The 21,000-nt window shown below is 46.7% G+C and carries 11 protein-coding genes and 1 tRNA gene; 4 read left to right on the forward strand and 8 right to left on the reverse strand.

Annotation, left to right across the window (positions count from 1 at the left end; genetic code table 11):
• Positions 1–353 precede the first annotated feature (353 nt).
• The 4 genes from AAAT87_RS05055 to AAAT87_RS05070 form a co-directional block, all read right to left on the reverse strand.
• Positions 354–3,173 (reverse strand): M16 family metallopeptidase, encoded by a 2,820-nt coding sequence (locus AAAT87_RS05055; RefSeq protein WP_349225810.1) that lies wholly within the window; start codon positions 3,171–3,173, stop codon positions 354–356.
• A gap of 122 nt (positions 3,174–3,295) precedes the next feature.
• On the reverse strand, positions 3,296–4,675 hold the full coding sequence (locus AAAT87_RS05060; RefSeq protein ID WP_349225811.1) for an MATE family efflux transporter: 1,380 nt from the start codon (positions 4,673–4,675) through the stop codon (positions 3,296–3,298).
• Between the two features lie 556 nt (positions 4,676–5,231).
• Positions 5,232–5,930, reverse strand: a complete 699-nt coding sequence (bamJ, locus tag AAAT87_RS05065; protein WP_153096454.1) for a BamJ family beta-barrel-assembly machinery protein — start codon at positions 5,928–5,930, stop codon at positions 5,232–5,234.
• On the reverse strand, positions 5,911–7,473 hold the full coding sequence (locus AAAT87_RS05070; protein ID WP_089544934.1) for a glycine--tRNA ligase: 1,563 nt from the start codon (positions 7,471–7,473) through the stop codon (positions 5,911–5,913). The genes bamJ and AAAT87_RS05070 overlap by 20 nt, the downstream gene beginning before the upstream one ends.
• 105 nt (positions 7,474–7,578) lie before the next feature.
• Here AAAT87_RS05070 and AAAT87_RS05075 point away from each other — a divergent pair, with 105 nt between their 5' ends.
• Positions 7,579–10,392 carry a DNA gyrase/topoisomerase IV subunit A gene (locus AAAT87_RS05075; RefSeq protein ID WP_349225812.1) on the forward strand — a complete coding sequence of 938 codons (2,814 nt, stop codon included), beginning with the start codon at positions 7,579–7,581 and terminating at the stop codon, positions 10,390–10,392.
• 339 nt (positions 10,393–10,731) lie between these two features.
• Here the strand turns inward: AAAT87_RS05075 and AAAT87_RS05080 are convergent, their stop codons facing one another.
• On the reverse strand, positions 10,732–12,009 hold the full coding sequence (locus AAAT87_RS05080) for a histidine-type phosphatase (protein ID WP_293550402.1): 1,278 nt from the start codon (positions 12,007–12,009) through the stop codon (positions 10,732–10,734).
• A gap of 162 nt (positions 12,010–12,171) precedes the next feature.
• Here AAAT87_RS05080 and AAAT87_RS05085 point away from each other — a divergent pair.
• Positions 12,172–12,253: transfer RNA gene (locus AAAT87_RS05085), tRNA-Leu, on the forward strand.
• Between the two features lie 274 nt (positions 12,254–12,527).
• Positions 12,528–13,061 (forward strand): outer membrane beta-barrel protein, encoded by a 534-nt coding sequence (locus AAAT87_RS05090; RefSeq protein WP_295024341.1) that lies wholly within the window; start codon positions 12,528–12,530, stop codon positions 13,059–13,061.
• Between the two features lie 140 nt (positions 13,062–13,201).
• Here AAAT87_RS05090 and AAAT87_RS05095 read toward each other — a convergent pair whose 3' ends face one another.
• Positions 13,202–14,233: an alcohol dehydrogenase gene (locus tag AAAT87_RS05095; RefSeq protein ID WP_297028408.1), complete on the reverse strand. Its 1,032-nt coding sequence runs from the start codon at positions 14,231–14,233 to the stop codon at positions 13,202–13,204.
• A gap of 190 nt (positions 14,234–14,423) precedes the next feature.
• On the opposite strand from AAAT87_RS05095, the gene AAAT87_RS05100 reads away from it, so the two are divergent.
• The gene (locus AAAT87_RS05100; RefSeq protein ID WP_349225813.1) at positions 14,424–18,290 is read left to right on the forward strand and encodes an AlbA family DNA-binding domain-containing protein; all 3,867 of its coding nucleotides are present in this window, start codon (positions 14,424–14,426) and stop codon (positions 18,288–18,290) included.
• Positions 18,291–18,295: 5 nt separating this feature from the next.
• On the opposite strand, the gene AAAT87_RS05105 is transcribed toward AAAT87_RS05100, so the two are convergent.
• The gene (locus AAAT87_RS05105) at positions 18,296–18,637 is read right to left on the reverse strand and encodes a hypothetical protein (RefSeq protein WP_349225814.1); all 342 of its coding nucleotides are present in this window, start codon (positions 18,635–18,637) and stop codon (positions 18,296–18,298) included.
• Positions 18,638–18,642: 5 nt separating this feature from the next.
• On the reverse strand, positions 18,643–20,775 hold the full coding sequence (locus AAAT87_RS05110) for a Tex family protein (RefSeq protein ID WP_349225815.1): 2,133 nt from the start codon (positions 20,773–20,775) through the stop codon (positions 18,643–18,645).
• Positions 20,776–21,000: the final 225 nt, after the last annotated feature.

Consider the following 21,000-nt stretch of genomic DNA (forward strand, 5'->3'; position numbering starts at 1 on the left):
ACAAAATCACAATAGGTTATGAATGATTTAATTAAGGTCAACACAATGAGTGAGAATATGGCATTGAACAAGTGCCGAGAGATTCTCAACGATCGCCGTGAGGCTCTTGCTTCTAAGGCGAAGAAGAATGATTAAGGGTAACTTTCGCAAGAGAGTGCTCTTGAGAAAAATTACGTAAGAGAGAAAGGAAATTACGTAAAAAAGATTATTTTCAGAATGACTCTTTGATACCACAAAGAGAAAAAAAAGGCAAAAAGTCCCGCTGGCGAGTAAAATCGTTCAACGGGACTTTTTGATTTCTATGCTGACCGGAATGATATCCCAGCGGGGGGATATCATTCCCAGCGGGGATATTATTCCTGGCTCTTCTCAGCCTTCATGATTACCTCGACATGGTTGCCGCTCTTCATGAGTACATTCTTGAGGAAGTCGGAAACCTGCTGGCCACGGAGGTTCTTCACGAACTCCTTGTAGCCGGTATGGTTATCGAAACCGAGACCTGTATAGTTGGCAAGAACGCCGAGCCAATAAGCATTGTTCTTCTCATCTACACCTGCCTGCTTCAGGAGAATCTCCTTCACCTTCTGCAAGTCGGCAGCATCTACCTGCTTCTCTACCTCTTCTACACCCTTGAAGAAATAGGTAATGGCGGTATCGGCCTTCTCCGGATTCAAGCCGGCATTGGCGGTGATGCTGATGGCTGCCTTGTCGTCGAAATCGCGGAGCATGCCAAAGGTGGCTCCTGCATGGTAAGCTGCACTCAACTGCTCACGGATGGTGCGCAGATACTGCATCTCCAGCAGTCGGGAGGTTACATCTGCCAGTACCATGTTCTGCATAGAGAATGGCAACTTGGTGCTCCATATCTCTGATGCCTGGGTTTGAGGATTGACCATCGCCTTGGTAAAGTTGTTCTTCACCTCGCCCTTGGCGTATGGAATCTCCTTGTTCTTCAGCTTGAAGCCATTGTTTGGCAAGCTGGCAATATACTGCTCGATGAGCGGAAGGAGGGTCTTCTCATCGTAGTTGCCCACGAAGTAGAAGGTGAAGTCCTTGGCATTGCCGTAATACTCCTTGGCAAGCGCCATCAGGCGATCGTAGTTGATGGCCTTGATCTCATCGGAAGTAGGAATGCGGCCAATCTTGCTACCCAGATAAAGGGTGCTCTGTAATGAATCCTGATATACCATGTTAGGATTGTTGCTCTGGTTGGCCAATATGGTAGCATAGGTATTCTGAAGATTCTTGAACGACTTCTCATCCTTGCTCAATGCTGTCATCTTGAGATAGATGAGCTGCATCAGGGTCTCCACGTCCTTAGGAGTAGAATTGCCGGAAAGGCCATGGCTGTAAGGCTTGATGGAGAAGCCTACACCTGCCTGCTTGCCTGCGAGCGCCTTTTCAAGATCGGTGCGTGAGAAGCTGCCCAAACCGCTGGCACCCCAAGCCTCGGTCATCAGCATGATGCTAGGGTAATCGCTCTTATCGAGAGCCGAATAACCCACCTTGGCATTGGCAGAGAAGAGAATCTCATTATCCTTGAAATCGGTCTTCTTCAATACCACCTTGGCACCGTTGGAAAGGGTAAGCTGCTTGTAACCCAGCTGTTTGTTCTCTACGGTCTTCTTGATCTTGCCTGGCTTAGGCAACTGAGCCATCAGCGGCTCCTGTTTCACGTTGTCCACGTATGCCTCCAGCTTCTCAGAGCGCACCTGCTTCACGATATCGGCAAGCTCCTTCTCGGTAGGATAAACGGCACCCTCTGTCTCGCGCATCAGCACCATCGATACCAGGTTGGTATCGCTCTGGCAAACCAGCTGCTTGGCATAGGCATTGATGGCCTCCAATGGCAGCTGAGGTACTACCATCTTGTAGATCTGACTCTCGTCCTCTACCGATGGGATTGGCTCGTTGGAGATGAAGTTATCCACATATTGAGAGGTAAACTGCTCGTTCTTCATCTTATCCTTGTTGGCAAGTGTCTTATCTACCTGGCTCAGGAACTCCTCCTTGGCACGCTGATACTCAGTGGCTGTGAATCCGAAGTCGTGCATGCGCTTTGCCTCGCGCAATACGGCAGCATAAGCCTCCTTTACCTTACCTGGCTTTGCCACACCGATAAGACTGAAGGCACCCTTGGTAGAAGAGAGCAGGAAGTCGCCGTCGTCGGCACCTGCCTGAAGGAATGGGCAGTCAGCTTCCTGGGCAATCTCGGCATAGCGTGCACCCAGCATAGAGGTAACCACATTGTCCATGTATCCCTTCATGAGATAGCTCATGTCGCCCTTCATCGCATTAGGGATGGCTGGATGCTTCATGAAGATATTGAAGATATCATACTGCTGCTCCTTGTCCTTGTCGATTACGTAGATGGCTGTATCATTATCGGCTACTTCCACCGGCTCTATCTTGGCTGCATTGGCAGGCACCTTGATGCCCGAGAAGAGCTCCTTGATCTTGTTCTCGATATGGTTGACATCTACATCACCCACGATGATGATTGCCTGATTATCAGGGCGATACCACTTGCGGTAGTAAGCACGCAGGGTTTCCGGCTTGCAGCCGTCGATGACGCTCATCAATCCGATAGGGAAACGGTAGCCATACTTGTTGTTCTGATAGAGTTTTGGCAATGAGCGCTCTATCATGCGCTGCTGACCCACGATGCGCATACGGTACTCATTGTGTACCACGTCGCGCTCGTCATTGATGGCTTCCTCGGTAAGAGAGATGCCATTGCTCCAATCCTTGAGGATGAGCATGCATGAATCTACGGCTGTAGGGCGGGTAGTAGGTACATCGGTGAAGTAATATACGGTTTTCTCTACGCTGGTATAGGCATTGAGATTTCTACCATACTCCACACCGATGCTCTGCAGGTAATCCTGGAGGGAATTACCCTTGAAGTGATCGGTACCGTTGAAGGCGAGGTGCTCGAGGAGGTGAGCCAAACCGCGCTGATCATCGTTCTCATTGATAGAACCCACTTTCTGGGCAATGTAGAAGCTGGCTACATGCTCAGGATAACTGTTGTGACGAATGTAGTAAGTCAATCCATTGTCGAGATGACCAATCTTCACATTCTTGTCCACAGGAATGGCTGGCATCTGTGCCATCGCACTTCCCACAGATAAACACAGCAGAAACGCTGCAAAAATCTTTCTTAGTTTCATCTGCTATTGATTTATAAATTACTTATTTCCAATATTCCGCTTGCAAAATTACACAAAATAAAAAAGATTTGCAAGCATTTGGGAGATTATCTTCCCCAATACCTGCAAATCTTAACGTAAAACTAACATTGGAAGCTCTTCATCCACGAACCCCGGTAAAGGCGGATGAGGAAAAGCGTGCCTCTGAGGGTAAGCTCCGTAGCCATCGCAATCCAGACACCCTCCAAGCCATAGCTCTTGGAAAGGGCGTAAGCCAGGGTGAGGCGCACCAGCCACATGGTACCCAGATTGATGGCGGCTGGCTTCCGGGTATCGCCCGCTCCCACGCAGACACAATAGGTTACGATGCTCGCTGCAAAGAAAGGCTCGGCAAAGGCCTCGATGCGAAGGCAGGTAGTACCCAGCTCGCGGATGCTCTCTACCGGCGAGAGCACACCTATCATCTCGGGGGCAAAGACATACATCACCACTCCCATCAATGCCATCACGCACATACCCAATCCCACCGTCATATAGGCAAAATTGCGGCAGAGATCGGTACGCCCGGCACCATGCGTCTGACCCACCAGGGTGGTGGCGGCATCACCGATACCATAACCCGGCATATAGCAGAGGCTCTCGGCGGTGATGGCAAACGAGTGGGCAGCAATGGCGATATTGCCCAATGGTGCCACGATCATGGTGCTCACGATCTGCGCACCGCTCATCAGGACATTCTGTATGGCTATCGGGATGCTGATCTTGCAGGCATGGTGCAGGTATTCCTTCACCCACCGGAAAGGTTCCTTGTCCTGACGCAGATTGAGTATCCGGTTACGGCATGCCGTGAGGTAGAGATTGGGCAGCGAGATGCAGATATAGGCAAGCGCCGTGCCGCAGGCAGCTCCCACCACGCCCATCTTCATGACGTAGATGAAGAGGTAATTGAGCACCACATCGCAGATGCATATCAGCACCGCCATCACACTCGGGGTATGCATGTTGCCTGCCGACTTGAGCATCATCTCGGAGACATGATACAGGAATACGAAGGGCAACGCCAAACCGTATATCAGAAAATAACGCGAGGAATTGCCCGCAATATCAGCACCGCCACCCAGCCAATAAGGCAGATGGGAATGCACTCCTACACATGCCAGGGTAACACAAAGGCTGAACACCAAACCGCATATCAGGGCATGGCGGAATACCTGACGAGCCTTCACGAAATCGTTGGCTCCGATGAAATGAGCCACCTGCACCGAGAAACCGGTAGCTGCCGCACTGAGCAAACTACCAATGAGCCAGTTGGTTGACTCGATAAGTCCGATGCTAGCCGAAGCCTCAGCACCCAGATGTCCCACCATGGATGCATCGATGAAGAACATCATCACGGTGGAAATCTGCGCCAGCATAGAGGGAATACTCAACCCCACGATGAGATTGAGTTTCTCGCTGCGAGCCATCGCCCTACCCTCGCGTATCGACTCCATCAGATAATCTGTCTTATTCTTGAATAACATATATTTTCTCTTATTAATTGCGTTAACGAAAAAAATGGCGACTCCGAGAAGGAATCGCCACCTTTTATTTAATCTTATAAATTTCGTACCTTTGTTTTTCCCAAAACTTAACTTCCGCAGAGCGGAACAGTACTGTTTTTTGTCGTCACAGAATAAACAATCTTATTCTTACCTTAACTAACACCTGTCGTCCTTGAATAAACAATCTTTTCTAACTACCTTAACTAAAACCAATAAACCAATGAACAACAATCTTAACTTTACCTAACAACTAAACCTAATAAAATCTATTACCTAACTAAAAACCTAAAACTTATTTTTTCTGATGCAAAGGTACAACTATTTTCTGGAACTGCAATACTTTTACCCGAAAAAATGCAGAAAACTAACATTTTTTTAATATCGACAACATTTTGTGCGCGAACACGAACACTTGTTAACACATCAAAAAGGTATGTTAACACAAAGCGTTCCTAAGAATGCCATCAGACGGCAATCCTAGGAACGCTCCTATTCTATCACCTATATATAATAAGGTGTAAATCCCCCAAAAATCCTACTCTGTAATCCATTCTCCCTTGAGTGCCTGGGCAGCAGCTCTAGAACCCGGTATTACCTGACCCGGACGATAGTAGCTGTCGAGCACTATCTCGAAGCGAAGCATGGAATAGGCAGGGATTACGCTACTCGAACTCTGGGTAGAACCATAAGCCAGCTGATATGGGATATACACCAGCCAATGATCGCCGATGTGCATATTGAGCACGGCTGTGGTAAAACCATCTATCCAGCCACTCGCCAAATTGGTAGTTACCTGAGCAGTGGCCTTGTCGTAGGTACCCTCGAAGGTCTTATCGAATACATAACCTGCAGGATAAGTATCAGTGCCCAGCAATCTGCCAAGATAGCTCACCTTCACAGAATCGGTGTACATAGGGCATCCGCTGCCCTTGCCTTCCTTCAACACGCGAACCACGATGTGATCAGCATCCTTGTAGGAAAGCGGAACATCCATACCAGTCACATCCTTGTTAGGTGTCTGGTTCTGGAGCGACCATTTGCGAATCACCTTCCATTCGGTGCTGCCGTTGGCTATCTGCTGACGGGCATAAGCCAAAGTATCTTCAAAAGCCTGCTCGTTGCGCTCCTGCCAGTTGGCATACTCATCTACGGTGTTATCATCCTCGCTGCATGATGACAGGGCGAACACTGCCATCACGAGCAAGAAGAGATATTTAGAAATTCTTAATTTCATTACCAAGTTTCTTTAATACACTGGTGATACTTACGCGATCCTCGATGATGCCACGAAGGTCAGAGATAGCTACGCGCTCCTGCTCCATGGTATCACGATAACGCAAAGTTACCTTGTGATCCTTAGGTGTCTCGTGGTCAACGGTGATACAGAATGGAGTACCGATGGCATCCTGACGACGGTAACGCTTACCGATAGAATCCTTAGGATCGCCATAGTGGGTATTGAAGTGGAACTTCAACTCATCCACAATCTCGTGAGCCAACTCTGGCAGGCCATCCTTCTTATCCAATGGGAATACGGCGCACTTCACTGGAGCCAATGCCTCTGGCAGGCGCAATACCACACGTGTCTCACCATTCTCAAGCTTCTCCTCGCAGTAAGAGTGGCACATCACGCTGAGGAACATACGGTCAACACCGATAGAGGTCTCTACATCGTAAGGCACATAGCTCTCGTTCTTCTCAGGATCGAAGTACTTGATAGAGCGGCCGCTGTATTTCTCGTGCTGAGAAAGGTCGAAATTGGTACGGCTGTGGATACCCTCTACCTCCTTGAAGCCGAATGGCATCTTGAACTCGATGTCGGTAGCAGCGTTGGCATAGTGAGCCAGCTTCTCGTGGTCGTGGTAACGGTAGTTCTCGTTGCCCATGCCCAGTGCCTCATGCCAAGCCAGGCGAACCTTCTTCCAATACTCAAACCACTTCATCTCTGTACCTGGCTGGCAGAAGAACTGCATCTCCATCTGCTCGAACTCACGCATACGGAATACGAACTGGCGGGCAACAACCTCGTTACGGAATGCCTTACCAATCTGGCAGATACCGAATGGCAACTTCATACGACCGGTCTTCTGAACACTCAGGTAATCTACGAAGATACCCTGAGCTGTCTCAGGACGGAGATAAACCTTGCTTGTAGCATCGCTGGCAGCACCCATCTGGGTAGAGAACATCAGGTTGAACTGGCGAACGTCTGTCCAGTTCTTGGTACCGCTGATAGGGCAGACGATACCCTCATCCTCGATAATCTGCTTCAGCATCTCCAGGTTAGGTCCCTGCATTGCCTCAGTATAGCGGGCATGGAGATCATCAAACTTCTTCTGGTTTTCCAGTACACGAGGGTTGGTTGCACGGAACTGAGCCTCATCAAAGCTATCGCCGAAGCGCTTCTGAGCCTTGGCAATCTCCTTGGCAATCTTCTCCTCATACTTAGCCATATGATCCTCGATGAGCACATCGGCACGATAACGCTTCTTGGAATCACGGTTATCGATCAATGGGTCGTTGAAGGCATCCACATGTCCAGAAGCCTTCCATACGGTAGGGTGCATGAAGATAGCTGCATCGAGACCTACAATGTTCTCGTGCAACAATACCATACTCTGCCACCAGTACTGCTTGATATTATTCTTGAGCTCAACACCATTCTGACCATAATCGTAAACGGCAGCCAAGCCATCATAAATTTCACTACTAGGGAACACAAAGCCATATTCCTTGCAATGGCTTACAATTTTCTTAAAAACATCTTCCTGTGCCATGATTAAATCTTATTTTTTTCAAATTTTCGGCAAAGATACTCTTTTTTCTCGAAAAATTGTTGTATTTTTGCCATAAATTAATAAAATAAGTATTAAAAGCTATATATGAGCGACGAAATTAAAGATAAAAACGAGATAAATGAGGAAAATACGCCTCAGGAACACTCCGACTACAAGCCGGTGAACCGTTTTGATGCTTCTGCCGTACATCACCTCAGCGGAATGTATCAGAACTGGTTCCTCGACTACGCATCGTATGTGATCCTGGAGCGAGCCGTGCCCCATATCGAAGACGGATTGAAACCCGTACAGCGACGCATCCTCCACTCCATGAAGCGCATGGATGACGGAAGATACAACAAGGTGGCTAACATCGTGGGACATACGATGCAGTTCCACCCTCACGGAGACGCATCCATCGGAGATGCACTCGTGCAGATGGGACAGAAAGACCTGCTCATCGACACACAGGGTAACTGGGGTAACATACTCACCGGCGACCGTGCAGCCGCTCCCCGATACATCGAGGCACGACTCTCGAAATTTGCCCTGGATGTGGTATTCAACCCTAAAACCACCGACTGGCAACTCTCCTATGATGGCAGAAACAAGGAACCTATCACCCTGCCAGCCAAATTCCCGCTGCTCCTGGCACAAGGTGCCGAGGGTATCGCCGTGGGTTTGAGCAGCAAGGTACTGCCGCATAACTTCAACGACCTCTGCGATGCTGCCATCCACTACCTCAAGGGAGATCCCTTCCAGCTCTATCCGGATTTCCCTACAGGAGGCGCCATCGACGTAAGCAAATACAACGACGGACAGCGAGGAGGCGTACTGAAGGTAAGAGCCAAGATAGACAAGCTCGACAACAAGACACTCGTAATCAGCGAGATACCATTCAGCAAAACCACCGGAAGCCTCATCGACTCCATCACCAAGGCGGTGGAAAAGGGAAAGATCAAGGCAAGAAAGGTGGATGATGTCACATCAGCCAACGTGGAAATCCTCGTGCATCTGGCACCAGGCACTTCTTCGGACAAGACGATGGATGCCCTCTATGCTTTCAGCGACTGCGAAATCAACATATCGCCCAACTGCTGCGTCATCGAGGACAACAAGCCGAAGTTCCTCACCGTGAGCGATGTGCTCAGACATAGCGTTGACCGTACCATGGGATTGCTCCGACGCGAACTGATGATCCGAAAGGGCGAGCTGGAAGAGCAGCTTTTCTTCTCCTCGCTCGAACGCATCTTCATAGAGGAGCGCATCTACAAGGAGCGCAAGTTCGAGCAGAGCAAGAGTCAGGACGAGGTAGTGGCATTCATCTACTCCAAACTGGAGCCGTTCAAGGATCAGATCTTCACCGCCAATATCGACGGCAAGGGAAACGTGGAATACTCCTTCCACCGAGACATCACACTCGAAGACATCCTCAAGCTCCTGGAAATCAAGATGCAGCGAATCCTGAAATATAATAAGGATAAGGCGGATGACCTCCTGCTGAAGATCAAGGCAGAACTGGCTGAAATAGAAAACGACCTCGCTCACATGACCGATGTCACCATCAACTGGTTTGAATATCTCAAGGGCAAGTACGGAAAGATGCATCCAAGAAGAACCGAAATCAGAAACTTCGATACCATAGAGGTAACCAAGGTGGTGGAAGCCAACCAGAAACTCTACATCAACCGACAGGAAGGTTTCGTGGGTACAGGCTTGAAGAAGGATGAATTCGTATGCAACTGCTCTGATCTCGACGACATCATCATCTTCTACAAGGATGGAAAATTCAAGGTAACCAAGGTTGCCGACAAGATATTCGTGGGCAAGAACATCCTCCACGTTCAGGTGTTCAAAAAGAACGACAAGCGAACCATCTACAACTGCGTATATCGTGACGGCAAGCAGGGTGACTACTTCATCAAGCGATTCAACGTAACCGCCATGACACGCGACAAGCTCTACGATATCACCCAGGGCACACCGGGAAGCCGCATCATCTACTTCACCGCCAACCCTAACGGCGAGGCAGAAATCATCAAGGTGACGATGGAACCTGATCTGAGCAAAAAACGCCAGAGCATCTTCCTGGAGAAAGATTTCTCTGAAATCCTCATCAAGGGACGTGCTGCCAAGGGCAACCTGCTCACCAAGCGAACCATCCGCCGCATCGGATTGAAGAGCCACGGACACAGCACCCTGGGAGGAAGAAAGGTATGGTTCGACCCGGATGTAAACCGTATCAACTATGATGAGAACGGCAGATTCCTGGGAGAATTCAACGATGATGACTCGATCCTGGTTGTACTCGACAACGGCGAATTCTACATCACCAACTTCGATGTGAACAACCATTACGAGGACAACATCCTGAGATTGGAAAAATGGGACGAGCACAAGATATGGACGGCCATTCTCTATGATGCCGACAATGAGGGATATCCATACATCAAGCGTTTTACGATGGATGCCACCAAGCGCCACCAGAATTGTCTGGGAGAGAATCCAAACAGCAAGCTCATCCTGCTCACCGATACCCCATTCCCTCGCCTCAAGGTTACCTATGGTGGTGTGGATGCCATCCGACCTGCCGAAGAAATCGATGCCGAGCAATTCATCGCTCAGAAGAGTTTCAAGGCAAAGGGTAAGCGCCTGACGACATGGAAACTGGAAAGCATCGAGGAATTAGAGCCGACAAGATTCCCGGAGCCTCCAGCAGAAGATGATCCTGATGCAGAAGATACAACCGGCGATTCTGAAGGCGCTGGTAAGAATGCAGAAGCTGTAGAGAATCTCGATCCTGATGCAGGAAAAAGCGAGCAGCAGGTAATAGATGAACTGACCGGTCAAACCAATCTCTTCTCTGAAAAAGATTTCGAAGAAGATCAGAAAGACAAAGATTGGTTGTCGAAGCAATAAAAGATTAGAGAAGAAATAAAGCTCCCAAGAAGCTCATCCCGAAAAAAGGCGAAGCTCGAAAAGAAGCTCACCCAGAAAGGGGATAAAGCTCGAAAAGAATTGAAACCAAAAATAAAAATAGGGAGTTTAAGGCTTCAATAACCTTAAGCTCCCTTTTATTATTCTTATACTAAATACTCTGAGCATTCGCTATTTTCCGCATTTCGCGTTTCTGCATTTCGCGTTTCAGCGTTTCTGCGTTTCTGCGTTTCAGCGTTTCTGCGTTTCAGCGAATAGCCTCCTCCATGTCTCCCTCCTCGCCCCCGTTCCAGGCGATTCCATCGCCTGTCCAGCAAGGCTTTATTTCTTATACCCCTTCAGTTTCTCCAGGCAATAAGCCTTGAAATCATTCCAGTGGTAATAAGGCTCCACATCGCTCTTAATAGGAAGCGTAGCCTCATCCTCACAGAGCAATACCTTCACCAGCACATCATTCGCCTTGTTGCGATAGAATACAAACTGAAGGTTGGTAGCCATCGGAGTAATCTTATAATCAAACCATTGAGAAGAAATTCTCTCTGGATCCCTGATCTCCTCACCATATCCATTCAGATCCAGGAGGCAAGTAAGCGGAGTAACCATCGTATCATGACCATATCTCAAGGTAGCACCCGGATGCGGAAGAGCTATGCAGCTATCAGCCTTCTGGATGATATCCATCAGAAGATTACGCTGGGAATATGGCTGAACATTGCCCGTATAAGGAGAATTGCCATACGCCATCTGCCACCAGATATTGGTACTTACCCAATTCTGATACAGCTCCTCCTCAGTAAAGAGATCATAAAGCGAAACCTTACCTCTCAACTCAGTACCCTGGACAGAGCTAGCCATCTCATAAAGCTTTCTGTTCAAGTCGCTCTGGTTGATATTCTGTTTCACCCAAGCCGGATCATTGAAAAGTTCCTGCATCACTCGGCTATAGCAGGCATGCTTCTTGGAAAACTCCTCCTGCACCACCTTTCTGCCCACAGAATTCTTCAAGCTATCCAGGTATCTATCTCCCTGATTCATATAGTACATATCATGCTCGCTGGCATCGTGGAAGATATGAAGCTTAGGATTCATGCGGAGCATCTGCTGCAAGCCATTCTCCATTGAGAGAATGCAGCGGATCACCACCGTGCTTCGTGCCTCAATATTCGTATTACCGGCAAAGATCTCAGGAAATCTTTCCATCATTCGCTTGGTAATCCCCTGATGCTGGAGAGCTCCCAGCGGAGTCAACTCGCCATCACGTCCCTTTGCCTCTTCACGAATCAGCTTCACCTTAGCCAGTGTTTCCTCACCCTTGGCAGTCAACTTACCTTCCTGCTTCGCCTTCAACAGGGAGAAATAAGGCACATCATACGCCTGCTTGCCAATCATATAGCGGGAGCCATGACGGCCATAGTGGCTCAGATAGAAAGGCTTATATCCCTTAGGCGCCGGAGTTAACTGCTTCTGAGGCCCGCGATAAGCCACATAGTTACTACCCGAGAGTGTAATGTCTCGCTTGAAATCCTCCAGAGGACTCTGAGCTGACAATGGCATCGCAAAAACAAGAGATGCCAACAATAATAGATTCTTTGTATTCATTGTTACTACATTTTTATTGTATAATTCATTTTTTTCATCATGATTATTTTCAGTTTGCCTGCAAAAGTACCATTATTTCTCGTAAAAAACAAACAAACCCGCTTTTTTCTGCTCATTTCTTCTTTTTATTCGAATATTTATTGTATCTTTGCACTCACAAATGCGCTTGTGGCGAAATTGGTAGACGCGCTAGACTTAGGATCTAGTGGTTTAGGCCGTGTAGGTTCGAGTCCTATCAGGCGCACCGAAGAAAATCCTAACTGCTTGATAATAAGCGGTTAGGATTTTTTCTTTCTAGAAATCAGGAAGTTATGACCAACATACTTGAATATAAAGATTGGAAGAATCAGAAATTACACAATAAAAACATTTTTTTGATTTAAATCAACAAATTCCCATATTTTACAAGAAAACCAGATAAACTATTCTTGTTTTTCGCATATTTCCTATACCTTTGCCCACGGAATTCCAATAAAAGAAAAGAAATAAAGTATTAATTTCGGTTTAAAAGATTAATTATGAAGAAGATTATGTTGAGCCTTATGATGGCTCTCGTTTCTGTTTGCGCTAGCGCACAGGTTTACATCGGTGGTACAGCTGGTATCTCTAGCAATAAGATCGGTGATAGTGACAGCAAGACTGCTTACAAGCTCATCCCTGAGATTGGTTATCAGTTCAACAACAAGTGGGATGCCGGTATCGAGGTAGGTATCCAGAAGGGCGATGTTTGCAAGATTTCTCCTGTTGGCGATGCTACTACCTTCACTATTGCTCCTTACGTACGCTATGCAGCAGTAGAGAGCAAGGTAGTTGATCTCTTCTTCGAGGGTACTATCGGTTATGGCAGTGTAAGCAAGGGCGGTGGCGACTTCTACGAGGTAGGCATCAAGCCAGGTTTGGCTGTTAAGCTTACAAAGCATGTTGAATTCATCTCAAAGATTGGCTTCCTCGGATACAAAGGCTATTCTCCTGAGCACGGAGATAACTCTTCTACATTCGGAGTTGACGTAGATGCAAGCAACATTTCTTTTGGTGCTATCTACAAGTTCTAATCTTAGAAAAGCTCATTTACTCTTCGTAAAATATATCAAGGGCGCAAGCTTTTTCCGCAACAGGAATAGCTTGCGCCCTGTTTTTATGTGAAATCTCAATTTACATGAAACCTCAATAAAGGGCAACTTATATGAAAACCTCAATATAGAGCAACCTTGATAACCCCATCTTTTCTATTCTCAAACACATCGTAGGCTTCCTCTATTCTAGATAACGGAAAACGATGGGTAATGAGAGGAGTGGTATCTATCTTGCCCTGTGCTATCAAGCTCAGGATTTCCTCACAATCACAGCCATCTACACCACCCGTCTTGAAAATGAGATTCTTGCCATACATATCAGGAAGCGGAAGCATCTGGGGCTTATCATACATAGCTACAATAGTAACGATGGCATTAGGACGGGCACACTTCCATGCCAACTGGAAGGTATCTGAACCACCAGCTACTTCCATCACCACATCGGCTCCACCATGCAAACTCTGTTCCTCGACGAAGGTTTCGCAATCTTCCGGTTCTACCACAAGAACCTGCGGATAATGTTCCTGGATAAATGCTCTTCTGGCTTCTGATTTCTCGCAAACGATGATTTTTCCAGGATTCTTCAGTAAGGTGCAGAGCAAACAGCAAACTCCCGTAGGACCTGCTCCGATAATGAGAACCGTATCTTCTTCCTTAATTTCCGAGATTCGGGTTGCCCAAAATCCAGTGGCAAGAATATCGCCAACAAAGAGTGCCTGCTCATCGCTCACCGTATCAGGAATCTTATTCAATCCGGTAGTGGCATACGGAACTCTGACGTATTCCGTCTGACCACCATCTATCCTGCACCCCAACGCCCAGCCACCGTGAGGAGAAGTACAGTTGTTTACGTATCCATTCTGGCAGTAGAAGCATTCGCCACAATAAGTCTCCACATTCACCGTTACTCTATCGCCCGGCTTCACATGGGTAACCTGCCCGCCTACTTCTTCTACAACACCCACCATCTCATGCCCCACGGTAATACCCGGTACGGCACGAGGCACTGAACCATGCTTGATATGCAGATCGCTGGTGCAGATACTGCTCATTGTTACTCTCACTATAGCATCCTTGGCATCCTTGATGGTAGGTTTCGCTTTCTCTACAAAAGCGAATTCTCCTTTTTTTATATATGTAAATGCTTTCATCGTCTCTAGTTTATTAATGTTTTATCGAAAATGCAAATATACAAAAAATATTCATAGCATCATACGTTATGCCAACTTTTTATGCTTTGTTAAAATTAGAGTTTTTTTAACGAGAAAATACTGAAAATTCACAGAATATATATATCTTTGCAGTATTATTATAACATCATATCACAAAAAAACATTCTATATGAATAATTATAAGAATATCAAGGCAAAGGTTCTGCGCATTGATGAAGAAGAACATAAGTTCGTCATCGAAGTAGAAAACAGAATTTATAAGGTAGGACAGATTGACTTCCAAAGGAGGCAACCCGCCCCTAAGACACTTGACTGTCTGATGATTACAACCCATCTAGGCAAGGTTTTCATTTCCCAAAACATAGAACACCTCATGAGAAAACATTATAAGGAAAATGATGAGGTGGATTTCAAGATCAAGATGACATTAGGTGATTTCTATCACCTGGAAGACGAATACGGCTTCACGGCAATGTTGAAAAGGGATACCATCATCAATGCAGCGCTCACTCCTAGAGTAAGATGCAGAGTGATGAAGTTCCGCCAGAAATACATGGAGGTACAACTCGTAGAAGTATTGGGCGCCGATAAGTCGGAGTTTTCACTTTCAGATAAAGATTTTCGTGAAATCATAGGTGATGAAAACTGGAATACCCCTGAGTTCAGAAATCTGATGCTCGGAGATACGCCTTCTGACATCTTCGACCTGGAGTGCCACCGATGGATAGCTGGCATCTCCAATCATCTCAGCCAAGATGAATTACAGACATTACTCCTGCAGATTCATTCCCAATGCATCGAAACGCTACAGGGAGAGTATCTCCTGCCCCGATGCAAGGAAGCCGAACGCATGCTGCTAGAACAGCGATTTACCGATATCATCGAACTGATATCTTACTACATTCAAGCCATCAGAATATTAAGAGAGGGAAAGGCCGAGCATACCATCAGCCAGATTCTTTCCACTCTATCCACTTGTGCCTATATCTACCATCCACGCAAGCAGTTCTGCATCATGCAATGCATCTTCATGCTCGACTTCTCGATTATGGAAAAACTCATCACGTCTATCCTGACCACCCTTCGCAGCCAGCAGGTATATCTTTGGAACAGAAAACCCTTTCAGATGCAATGGCTCAAACTGTTACAAAGCTATGTAGAGAATATCTATCACCAGACAGACAGACTCTCCAGCGATGCAACAACCAAGGAAACCATGATTCTGGTTTTGATCATCGAGCTGATACTGGGACGTCATGCATCGCATAAGATTTACGATAACTCATTGAATCAGGCATTGCTCTATCGCTTGGTTTCGCTGATGAATGTAAGCGACCCAAACAAGACTCTCCAGAAAGCATTCCTTTCTCTCTTCACCCCGACAGAATTCAATGCAGCCCTTCCTTTCAACAGCGATGACGCATTCGTCCTCGCCAATATGCTCTGCTCCCAACAGGACAATGAAACCGTGGAGAGTTTCGAACCTGCCAAATATGAGAATGAAACAACTCTTCTCACCGTCAACGAGCAAGCTATCACCATACAGCCAAAGGATTTGGATAAAGAGAATGTATATATGCCTCTCTCTTCACGTATGGGATTATGGCATGGACTTTCCATCCGCCTGGACGAAAAACCACCGGTAAAACTACGTGGAAAAGTAGGTACTACCATCGAACACTATAAGGAGCTGTGGGAATACATCAACCATTCTCTATTCTCCCAAAAGCGTAAATCCTCAAAAAAGCAAAACAGAAAACTCTATATAGATGATGAAACGACCATCATCGTAACCAAACAATTGGCAGGACAGCTCTTATTTGAATGCAAAGTAGTAGAAGAAGGTTGTGAGGGAGTGGGAACGTTAGATGTTTTAAACGATGTTGTACCTTTCTTCCCTGGCGACATCAACACCCAGTCGTTTGAATATCAAGGGATGCCCCTCTTGTTGCATGCCTACGTAAAAGAAGTCAATAATGATGGAAGTTATGTCTTTGCCATGCGTGATATGATCAGCGAATACGCAGACGACGTACGAGTAAACGATCTGTTTTATAACTCTCGCCTCACCTGTCTGCTCTTCAATCAGGTATCCGACGTACCTCGTGTTCCTGCCGTAAGCAGCGAAGGCTTTTCTGTTTCCGTATGTCCTGCCCCTGGCATGACTCTCGATGATTTGAAAAAAGGTATGGTGATAGAAGTTGATAACATCACGGAAGGAACCAATGGTTATCTCAACGGCACCTTCCTGCGGGAATCACCGGAAAGCCGATTCAGTCTTGCCGATGCTTTCCATCAGCTGATGCTGGGGTATGCAGCACATGAGGTTTACAATCCAAAGAATGAAAAGGATGAATTGGCTAATGCGATGCCTATAGAGAAAGTATATGTATCGGAAATGATGAGCATCATAGATGCCAAAGCCACCCTAGAAGAAGACAAGATCAAGGCATACAACTATCTCAATTTCTGCCGACTTCTTGCCATCATGCTCGACAGCAAGGAGAGAACCAGTTATTACGATAGTCGACTTACGCTCCTGGAGGTACTCAACGATTTTGCAACATTAGATAAGGTAGATATCAACAAGATTGAACACATCGCCGAAAAGGAACCGGAATTGTTTGAACGCAATGCCATCCTTCGCCACGACTTTATGCAATTGCGTATCATCGGTTGTCTGGATAGCGAGGAACACTACGAAGACCTGTATCGTTGGAGCTGTCTTACAGAAGATCCTCACCTGCAGCAACTGGCATCGCTCGTGCTCTCTCATAACTTCGTGAAGAAATCGGGACTTCTCACCCAAGCCGGTGATATCCTCGACAAGATTCGCGCTCTTCTGAAACTCCACAAGTCATCTTCCAACAAGAAGAACTATGGCAAGGAAGATTTCCATACCGAGTTCAAGACATCCATCATCTATCCGGAAAACTCTATGCGAGTGGATGTGCAGGCACAAACCGTCAAGATTATGCAGGAAATATGTGCCTTCCTCAATGCCGAGGGCGGCCATCTCTATCTGGGCGTATCGGATATTGGCTATGAAATGGGATTGGAAGAGGACTTGAAGAACCCACTCTTCAAAGGCTCCAGAGATAAGTACGAGGTATATGTCAACAATCAGATTATCTATTATCTCGGTCAGGAAGGAGCACATTATATACATACTCACTTCGATACGGATATCAGCAATGCGGTACTCATCATCGACATCGAGCCATGCCCTACACCTAAAGCCGTAGGCAATGTATATTATGAACGCATGGGTACATCTGCGCGCAAGGTAAACGAGACCTATAAGGACAAATTCCTTGCCATCAGAAAACAATGGGCAGAAGAGCACATTCCGCATGCTGTGGTTACACAGGAAGAAATGCCGGCTGCGTTAGAAAACACTCTAGCCACCAAGGAGTCAAAAAACTCCACTAAGCATGTAGAATCTGCTCCTATCACCGACCACATCCAAACCTCACGTCTGCGCAACAATGCATTGCACGATTACGAGGAAGGCTACCGCCCTATCACGGCAGTCATCTGTCTGATGGACACGGACGAATACAAGATACTGGATGAAGACGACTGGCAGGATTATCGCCTGAAACTGGCTGTTCATGAAGACGAAGAAGAAGGATGGCTCATTCTTGTCTATGAAAGCGGAAAGGTATGCAAGGTTTCGATGGCAGAGCTCTTGCAGAGAGAACGAGGCAGAGCATTCAAGCGTTACGCTGGCGAAAAACTCATCTTTGCGTCCGTTGCCTCAGACAAGGACTCTGTATGTGTGGGATTCATTGACGGCAAGACCAACCATTACGTCAGATTTGATGATGTTGACAGATTCGAACACGGCAAGATGCAGGCAGAAGGTACCCTCCCTATGGATGTACCGAATGCCGGCGTTCATTATGTAGAAATAATTGCGCAGGATCAAGTCCCTGTCAATAGAAACATCGGTAGAAAGACCATCGGATGCATCCTGAAAACCGTAGAAGGAAGAAGATGCATGGCAGTTCTTCCCGACTGTAATTTGAAATAAATAGGTTACACCATCATTTTTTCCAGTTGCTCCTGTGCCTTTCTCATATCCTGCTCAAAACTTATATGGTCGAGAAGGAAACCATCTCTTCCATCAGCAAGTTTCTGATAAAGCTGCGGATTCATACCATCCACATACTGGCTGATAGCATATTCGATATCATCACGCTGCGTGAGATTGGTAGAAAACTCATAGACACGAAGCTTCTGATGAATAAAGCAATAAGCCGACTCTATACAGTCTTGAGAGATACTGGATAGAGAGCAACTGTCTTGATTAGTACTGTCTACAGAATGGGTGAAGCCCTCTTTACCGAGGGTTTCACCTTTATTTATATATTGATTCATATTCATTATTTCACTCCCTTCATTGACAAGGCAATGCGCTTACGCTTCAAATCCACTTCTGTCACTCTCACCATCACATGCTCATGGAGCTTCACCACTTCACTAGGGTCACTGATGTAGCGGTTTGACATCTGTGAAACGTGAACCAATCCATCATTGTGAACACCTATATCAACAAAGGCACCAAACTTGGTGATGTTGGTAACGATGCCAGGCACTACCATGCCCTCCTGCAGATCCTCTATGGTCTTGATGCTCGCATCAAACTCAAATTTTTCAACCTCTCCACGAGGATCCAAACCAGGTTTGTCAAGCTCTGCCATAATATCCATCAAGGTAGGCATACCCACCTCGGCAGTGACATATTTCTTAATATCTATTTTCTTCTGCAAATCCTTATCTTCCACCAGCTGCTTCACGGTGACTCCCTGATCTTTCGCCATCTGCTCAACCAAGGCATAACGCTCTGGGTGAACTGCACTGTTATCCAAAGGATTTCTAGCTCCAGGAATACGGAGGAAGCCGGCACACTGCTCGAAAGCAGAAGGCCCCAGACGTGGCACTTTCTTCAACTGCGCACGCGAAGCGAAGGCTCCATTCTCCTTACGATATTCCACAATATTCTTGGCAAGAATAGGACCGAGACCACTCACGTAGGTCAGGAGATGCTGGGATGCAGTATTTAGGTTAACACCCACCGAGTTTACACAACTCATCACCACGGTATCCAAGCTCTTCTTAAGCTGTGTTTGATCCACATCATGCTGATACTGTCCTACACCAATGCTCTTAGGATCAATCTTTACCAGTTCGGCAAGCGGATCCATCAGTCGTCTGCCGATACTTACAGCACCACGCACGGTTACATCCTCATCCGGGAACTCATCTCTGGCAATCTTGGAAGCAGAATAGATAGAAGCACCATCCTCACTCACTACATAGATATCCACAGGGTGTGGATAACTTATTTCGTGCAACCAGTCACTCGTCTCGCGACTTGCCGTACCATTACCCACAGCCATCGCCTCTACCTGATACATCTTCACCATGCGCAAGATAGCTGAAGTAGCCTCATTTTTCTTATTACGAGGAGGATGAGGATAAACGATTTCATGATGAATCAGATTGCCCTGTGCATCGAGACAGCAGGTCTTGCAGCCATTGGCAAAACCAGGATCAACAGCCATCACCCGCTTCTGACCTAAAGGAGCAGCGAGCAAGAGCTGGCGCAGGTTCTCAGCAAAAACCACAATTGCCTCTTCATCTGCCTTCTGCTTACTGAGAGCAGCAAATTCGGTTTCAATACTAGGTTTCAAAAGACGCTTAAAGGCATCATCCACCGCTTCACCTACCAATGTCTGGCACTCACCATATCCATGCACATAATGACGTTTCAGCTTGCTCTGGCACTGTTCATCATCTGCAAAGATACTGATACGCAGGAAACCGGCAGCTTCACCACGACGCATAGCCAACAGTCGATGAGAAGAACATTTCTTTAAAGGCTCAGAGAAATCGAAGTAATCAGAAAAACGCTGGGCTTCCTCCTCATCCTTCTTCTTAGCCACCACCTTAGAGGTGATGATAGCACCACGACGGAACTCGCCACGAATCTGGTTTCTGCTTTCCTCGCTCTCGCTCACCATTTCGGCAATAATGTCCTTAGCTCCCTGCAGGGCAGCATCCACATCCTTCACCTTGTCGCCCACAAACTTCTTAGCAGCCTGCAGCGGGTTGCGTTCACGCTGGAAGAGGAGCACCTGAGCCAGCGGTTCCAAGCCAGCCTCACGTGCAATCTGTGCACGAGTTCTGCGCTTAGGCTTGAAAGGAAGATAGATATCTTCCAGTTCTGTGGCATCCCAACAGTTTTCGATACGCTCTTTAAGAGCATCTGTCAGTTTACCTTGCTCATCAATAGTCTTAAGGATGGTTTCTTTTCGTTTTGCCATTTCCTTCAACTTCTCGTTAGCCTGAGCGATAGCCTCTATATTCACCTCATCCATATTTCCCGTTTTCTCCTTACGGTAACGAGAAATAAAAGGAATGGTGCACCCCTCTTCGAGAAGCTCCAATGTATTCTCGACAGCCTGCTCACGTAATTTGAGTTGGGCTGCAATAATCTTTGTAAATTGATTCATAATTAATTTCTATTTTTGCAAATGCAAAGATACAAAAAATCTGCGAAATCCAAGACCGAGCAGGTCAAAAATCTGCGTCATCTGCGAAATCTGCGTGACCTCTCAAAAATAAATCTGCGTAAAAACAAAAAGCCTCAGAAATCTTTCGAAATCTGAGGCTTTGATAAAAGAAGGCGGCTACCTACTCTCCCGCATTGCATTGCAGTACCATCGGCGCAAGTGAGC

The sequence above is a fragment of the Segatella sinensis genome (assembly GCF_040095255.1).
Lineage (GTDB): Bacteria > Bacteroidota > Bacteroidia > Bacteroidales > Bacteroidaceae > Prevotella > Prevotella sinensis.

What these genes read in the sequence shown, in the direction of transcription:
- AAAT87_RS05055 (WP_349225810.1), bottom strand. Translation starts at nt 3,173, where the DNA reads ATGAAACTAAGAAAGATTTTTGCAGCGTTTCTGCTGTGTTTATCTGTG.
- AAAT87_RS05060 (WP_349225811.1), bottom strand. Translation starts at nt 4,675, where the DNA reads ATGTTATTCAAGAATAAGACAGATTATCTGATGGAGTCGATACGCGAG.
- bamJ (WP_153096454.1), bottom strand. Translation starts at nt 5,930, where the DNA reads ATGAAATTAAGAATTTCTAAATATCTCTTCTTGCTCGTGATGGCAGTG.
- AAAT87_RS05070 (WP_089544934.1), bottom strand. Translation starts at nt 7,473, where the DNA reads ATGGCACAGGAAGATGTTTTTAAGAAAATTGTAAGCCATTGCAAGGAA.
- AAAT87_RS05075 (WP_349225812.1), top strand. Translation starts at nt 7,579, where the DNA reads ATGAGCGACGAAATTAAAGATAAAAACGAGATAAATGAGGAAAATACG.
- AAAT87_RS05080 (WP_293550402.1), bottom strand. Translation starts at nt 12,009, where the DNA reads ATGAATACAAAGAATCTATTATTGTTGGCATCTCTTGTTTTTGCGATG.
- AAAT87_RS05090 (WP_295024341.1), top strand. Translation starts at nt 12,528, where the DNA reads ATGAAGAAGATTATGTTGAGCCTTATGATGGCTCTCGTTTCTGTTTGC.
- AAAT87_RS05095 (WP_297028408.1), bottom strand. Translation starts at nt 14,233, where the DNA reads ATGAAAGCATTTACATATATAAAAAAAGGAGAATTCGCTTTTGTAGAG.
- AAAT87_RS05100 (WP_349225813.1), top strand. Translation starts at nt 14,424, where the DNA reads ATGAATAATTATAAGAATATCAAGGCAAAGGTTCTGCGCATTGATGAA.
- AAAT87_RS05105 (WP_349225814.1), bottom strand. Translation starts at nt 18,637, where the DNA reads ATGAATCAATATATAAATAAAGGTGAAACCCTCGGTAAAGAGGGCTTC.
- AAAT87_RS05110 (WP_349225815.1), bottom strand. Translation starts at nt 20,775, where the DNA reads ATGAATCAATTTACAAAGATTATTGCAGCCCAACTCAAATTACGTGAG.